We start from the raw sequence: 351 nt of genomic DNA on the forward strand, positions 1-351 counted from the left end.
AGCTGTGGGTGTTCCTGCACGCGGGCTTCGGCTACGAGAAAGAGGACAGCAAGAAAGACGCGGTCTACGACTGGTTCGTAAACCCGTACATATGGATGCCGATGGGCGGCATGAGGATGTGGATAGGCGTGCAGATACTTGATCAGCACACGAAACAGGAAGGCCAGTTCGGCTGGAAGATTCCGTTCGGATTTAACTTCTACTTCTAATTATGGAAGTAAAAAAAATATAAGAGGAGAAGAATTATGTTGAAAAAGAATTCGTGGATTGTAGCGCTTCTATTGGCGCTTTCACTGACAGCCTTCCTTTTTACCGGTTGTGTGAATCCGCTTAAAGTTGAAGAAGACACGG

At 46.7% G+C, this 351-nt stretch carries 1 protein-coding gene; it reads left to right on the forward strand.

Going from position 1 to position 351, the window contains the following annotated elements; genetic code table 11:
• Positions 1-209: hypothetical protein (locus ACYVTD_RS18275; protein ID WP_461249022.1), on the forward strand; the 209-nt coding region annotated here is incomplete at its 5' end.
• Positions 210-351 lie beyond the last annotated feature (142 nt).

It is taken from the genome of Treponema sp. R6D11, assembly GCF_054786075.1.